At 62.3% G+C, this 3,877-nt stretch carries 4 protein-coding genes; all 4 read right to left on the bottom strand.

From position 1 onward, the window contains the following. Positions 1–173 precede the first annotated feature (173 nt). Positions 174–545 carry a hypothetical protein gene (locus EN991_RS26770; protein WP_013532610.1) on the bottom strand — a complete coding sequence of 124 codons (372 nt, stop codon included), beginning with the start codon at positions 543–545 and terminating at the stop codon, positions 174–176. A 39-nt stretch (positions 546–584) separates the two neighbouring features. Then, a complete protein-coding gene (locus EN991_RS26765; RefSeq protein ID WP_318011939.1) occupies positions 585–1,055 on the bottom strand; it encodes a hypothetical protein in 471 nt (156 codons plus the stop codon). Positions 1,056–1,148: 93 nt separating this feature from the next. Beyond that, a complete protein-coding gene (locus tag EN991_RS26760) occupies positions 1,149–2,756 on the bottom strand; it encodes a carboxyl transferase domain-containing protein (RefSeq protein ID WP_127369887.1) in 1,608 nt (535 codons plus the stop codon). Positions 2,757–2,758: 2 nt separating this feature from the next. Beyond that, the coding region (locus EN991_RS26755) for an isovaleryl-CoA dehydrogenase (RefSeq protein ID WP_164769384.1) at positions 2,759–3,877 on the bottom strand (1,119 nt) is incomplete at its 5' end.

Raw genomic sequence — 3,877 nt, 5'->3', positions numbered from 1 at the left:
GGCAGGTACGGCGGGAAACGCTTGTCTCCCTCGCTTCCCGCCAGTGAGCCGGCCATGCCCGCGCCGCACGCCGCGATCGTCAGCAATCCGGCAAATATCGCCATGGCTGTTCGCTTGGAATTCGTGGATTTCATTTTGTCTTCCCCAAGGAGAAAAACCGGGCGCTTTCCGGTCTATTTGGACGCGGCGATGCTGCAGGCGCCGGCGACGGTAACCTTGTATTTGCTTTTGCTGGCCTGACAGGATTTCAGTGCCAGTTCCGCCGCCGCCTTTTGTGACGATGCATTCAGCTTCACGCCGCAAACGAAGTACTCGGTCGCCGGAACGATTGGCGTCGCCGCGAAAGCCGAATGGCCTGCGGCTGCGAGATACGCTGCATAGGCCTTCCCGCAGCCCCCGGTGGTTCCTATAGGAATGGTCACCGGGTAGCGCACGTCGCCCTTGCTGCCTGCCAGCGATCCGGCCATGGCAGCGGTGGAGGCCGCCACCATCAGCAAGCCTGCCACTATGGGGGTGGCTGCTCGTTTGCAGGTCCCGGATTTCATTCTGCTTCCCCCATTCGCAAAAAAGTCTCGGCCGGTTGCTTATTTCGATGACGAGATTGCGCAGCCGCCACTCGCGGTCTTGAGCTTCCACCGTGTCAACCCGGCCTGGCAATTGCGCAGCGCCGTCTCTTCCGCCGCCTTCTGGGACGGCGCGTTGAGCTTCGTCCCGCAGATGATGTAGAGGTCGACAACGCGCGAATAAAAGGTTGTGGCGTAGGCCGAATGGCCGCTCGCCGCGACGTAACCCTTGTAGGCAACGTTGCATTCGCCCGAACCCAAGGTCGGCGGAAAACGCACGTCTCCCTTGCGTCCTGCGAGCGATTCCGCCGAGCTGATGCCGGTCGCCGTTAATATTAGAAATGCGGAAAGTATCGAAGCAGCCGTTCCCTGGCAATATTTCAGTTTCATTTCCAGCCCGTCCCCATTGCCCCATGCTGGATAAACAGTAGCGAATATTTTGTCCCCCCGCCAGTTCACTGTTTGAGATTCGAAGCCGCCTATACTGACCAATCGCTTGGTCCATACAGTTCAGCCTTTTCACACGGCAGCAACGGCCTGCCGGTATAGTTCCGCCGTTTGGCTGTCGAAGTTGACCGTCCATTCTCACATCCGAAACACGCCAAAGCGCGTGTCCTCGATTTCGGCGTTGAGCGCGGCCGACAGGCTGAGCGCCAGCACGTCGCGCGTCTTTGCAGGATCGATGATACCGTCGTCCCAGAGGCGTGCGGACGAATAGAGCGGATGGCCCTCATGCTCGTATTTCATCAGGACAGGCTTCTTGAATTTCGCCTCTTCCTCGGCGCTCCATTCTCCGCCCTTGCGCTCGATGCCTTCGCGTTTGACCATGGCAAGCACCGTTGCCGCCTGTTCGCCGCCCATCACCGAGATGCGGGCGTTCGGCCACATCCACCGGAAGCGCGGTGAATAGGCGCGGCCGCACATGCCGTAATTGCCGGCGCCGAACGAACCGCCGATGATGACAGTCACCTTCGGCACCCTGGCGGTGGCAACCGCCATCACCAGCTTGGCGCCATCCTTGGCGATGCCGCCTGCTTCATATTTTCGACCGACCATGAAGCCGGTGATGTTCTGCAGGAAGACCAATGGAATTTTGCGCTGGCAGCACAGTTCGATGAAGTGCGCGCCCTTCAGCGCGCTTTCGGAAAACAGCACGCCGTTGTTGGCGATGATGCCGACCGGCATGCCATGGAGATGGGCAAAGCCGGTGATCAGCGTGGTGCCGTAATTCTGCTTGAACTCGTCGAATTCGGAACCGTCGACGACGCGCGCGATGACCTCGCGCGCGTCATAGGGCTGGCGCAGGTCGGTCGGCACGATGCCATAAAGTTCATCCGCCGGATGAAGCGGCGGAATTGCTCTCCTAGAGTTCAGGCTTACAGTCTTGTTCCGATTCAGGTTCTTGACGATGCGCCGGCAGATGGCGAGGGCATGGTCGTCGTCCAGCGCATAGTGGTCGGCAACACCGGAAAGCCTGGTGTGCACATCCGCACCGCCGAGATCCTCGGCACTGACATCCTCGCCCGTCGCCGCCTTCACCAGCGGCGGGCCGCCGAGGAAGATGGTTGCCTGATTGCCCACCATGATCGTCTCGTCGGACATCGCCGGCACATAGGCGCCGCCCGCCGTGCACGAACCCATGACGCAGGCGATCTGCGGAATGCCTGATGCCGACATGTTGGCCTGGTTGTAGAAGATGCGGCCGAAATGCTCGCGGTCGGGAAACACCTCGTCCTGGTTGGGCAGATTGGCGCCGCCGCTGTCGACGAGATAGATGCAGGGAAGATTGTTCTGCAGTGCGATCTCCTGCGCCCGCAAATGCTTCTTCACGGTCAGCGGATAATAGGTGCCGCCCTTCACGGTGGCGTCGTTGACGACGACCATCACCTCGGTGCCTTCGACGCGGCCGATGCCGGCGATCATGCCGGCCGAAGAGATCTCCTCGCCATACATCGACCATGCCGCGAACTGGCCGATCTCGAGGAAGGGTGAGCCGACATCCAGCAATTGCGCAAGGCGCTCGCGCGGCAGAAGCTTGCCGCGCGAGACATGGCGCTCACGCGCTTCCTCCGAACCGCCGAGCTCGACGGTGGCAGCCTTCTCCGCAATGTCGGCGACCAGCGCCCGCATGCGCTCGGCATTGGCACGGAAGGTTTCGGAGGAGGGGGAGATCTGGGTTTGCAACGTGGCCATACCTACACCCCCTCCGCCATGATCTCGCGGCCGATCAGCCAGCGGCGGATTTCGCTGGTGCCGGCGCCGATCTCGTAGAGCTTGGCGTCGCGCAACAGGCGGCCGGTTGGATAGTCGTTGATGTAGCCGTTGCCGCCAAGCAGCTGAATGGCGTCGAGCGCCATCAGCGTCGCCTTCTCGGCGGCAAACAGCACGCAGCCGGCGGCATCTTTTCGCGTCGTCTGGCCACGATCGCAGGCGGCGGCGACGGCATAGACATAGGCGCGCGCGGCATTCAGCGTCGTGTACATGTCGGCCAGCTTGCCCTGCACCAGTTGGAACTCGCCGATCGCCTGTCCGAACTGCTTGCGCTCATGCACATAGGGGATTGCCACGTCGAGGCACGCCGCCATCAGGCCGATCGGGCCGCCGGCAAGCACCGTGCGCTCATAGTCTAGGCCAGACATCAGCACTTCGACGCCGCGCCCTTCCTCATGCAGCACGTTGTCGAAGGGCACCTCGACATCCCTAAACACCAGCTCGCCGGTGTTGGAGCCGCGCATGCCGAGCTTGTCGAGCTTTTGCGCCACGGAAAATCCGGCAAAAGCCTTCTCGACGATGAAGGCGGTGATGCCGCGCGATTTCTGGTCCGGATCCGTCTTGGCATAGACCACCAGCGTCTCGGCGTCCGGCCCGTTGGTGATCCACATCTTGGTGCCGTTGAGCACGTAGCGGTCATTGCGCTTTTCGGCGCGCAGCTTCAGCGAGACGACGTCCGAGCCGGCGCCGGATTCCGACATCGCCAGCGCGCCGACTCGCTCGCCCGAGCACAGTGGCGGCAGGTATTTTTCCTTCTGCGCCGGCGTCGCCCAGCGGTTGATCTGGTTGACGCAGAGGTTGGAATGGGCACCGTAGGAGAGGCCGACCGAGGCCGAAGCGCGCGAAATCTCCTCGACGGCGATCACATGGGCGAGATAGCCCATGCCGCTGCCGCCGAAGTCGGGGTCGGCGGTGATGCCGAGCAGGCCGAGCGCACCGAGTTCGCCCCACAGATGCACCGGGAATTCATTCGAGCGATCGATGTCGGCGGCGATCGGCGCGATCCGGTCCTGGGCAAAGCGCCGCACCATGTCGCGCAGCGC

The organism is Mesorhizobium sp. M7A.F.Ca.US.005.03.2.1, from assembly GCF_003997795.1.
GTDB classification, from domain to species: domain Bacteria; phylum Pseudomonadota; class Alphaproteobacteria; order Rhizobiales; family Rhizobiaceae; genus Mesorhizobium; species Mesorhizobium ciceri.
Note: the sequence above shows the minus strand (reverse complement) of the source record. Positions and strands in the feature narration are given on the sequence as shown.

Bases quoted from the DNA above. Each gene is read 5' to 3' on its own strand.
- EN991_RS26770 (WP_013532610.1), bottom strand. From the start codon at position 545: ATGAAATCCGGGACCTGCAAACGAGCAGCCACCCCCATAGTGGCAGGC.
- EN991_RS26760 (WP_127369887.1), bottom strand. From the start codon at position 2,756: ATGGCCACGTTGCAAACCCAGATCTCCCCCTCCTCCGAAACCTTCCGT.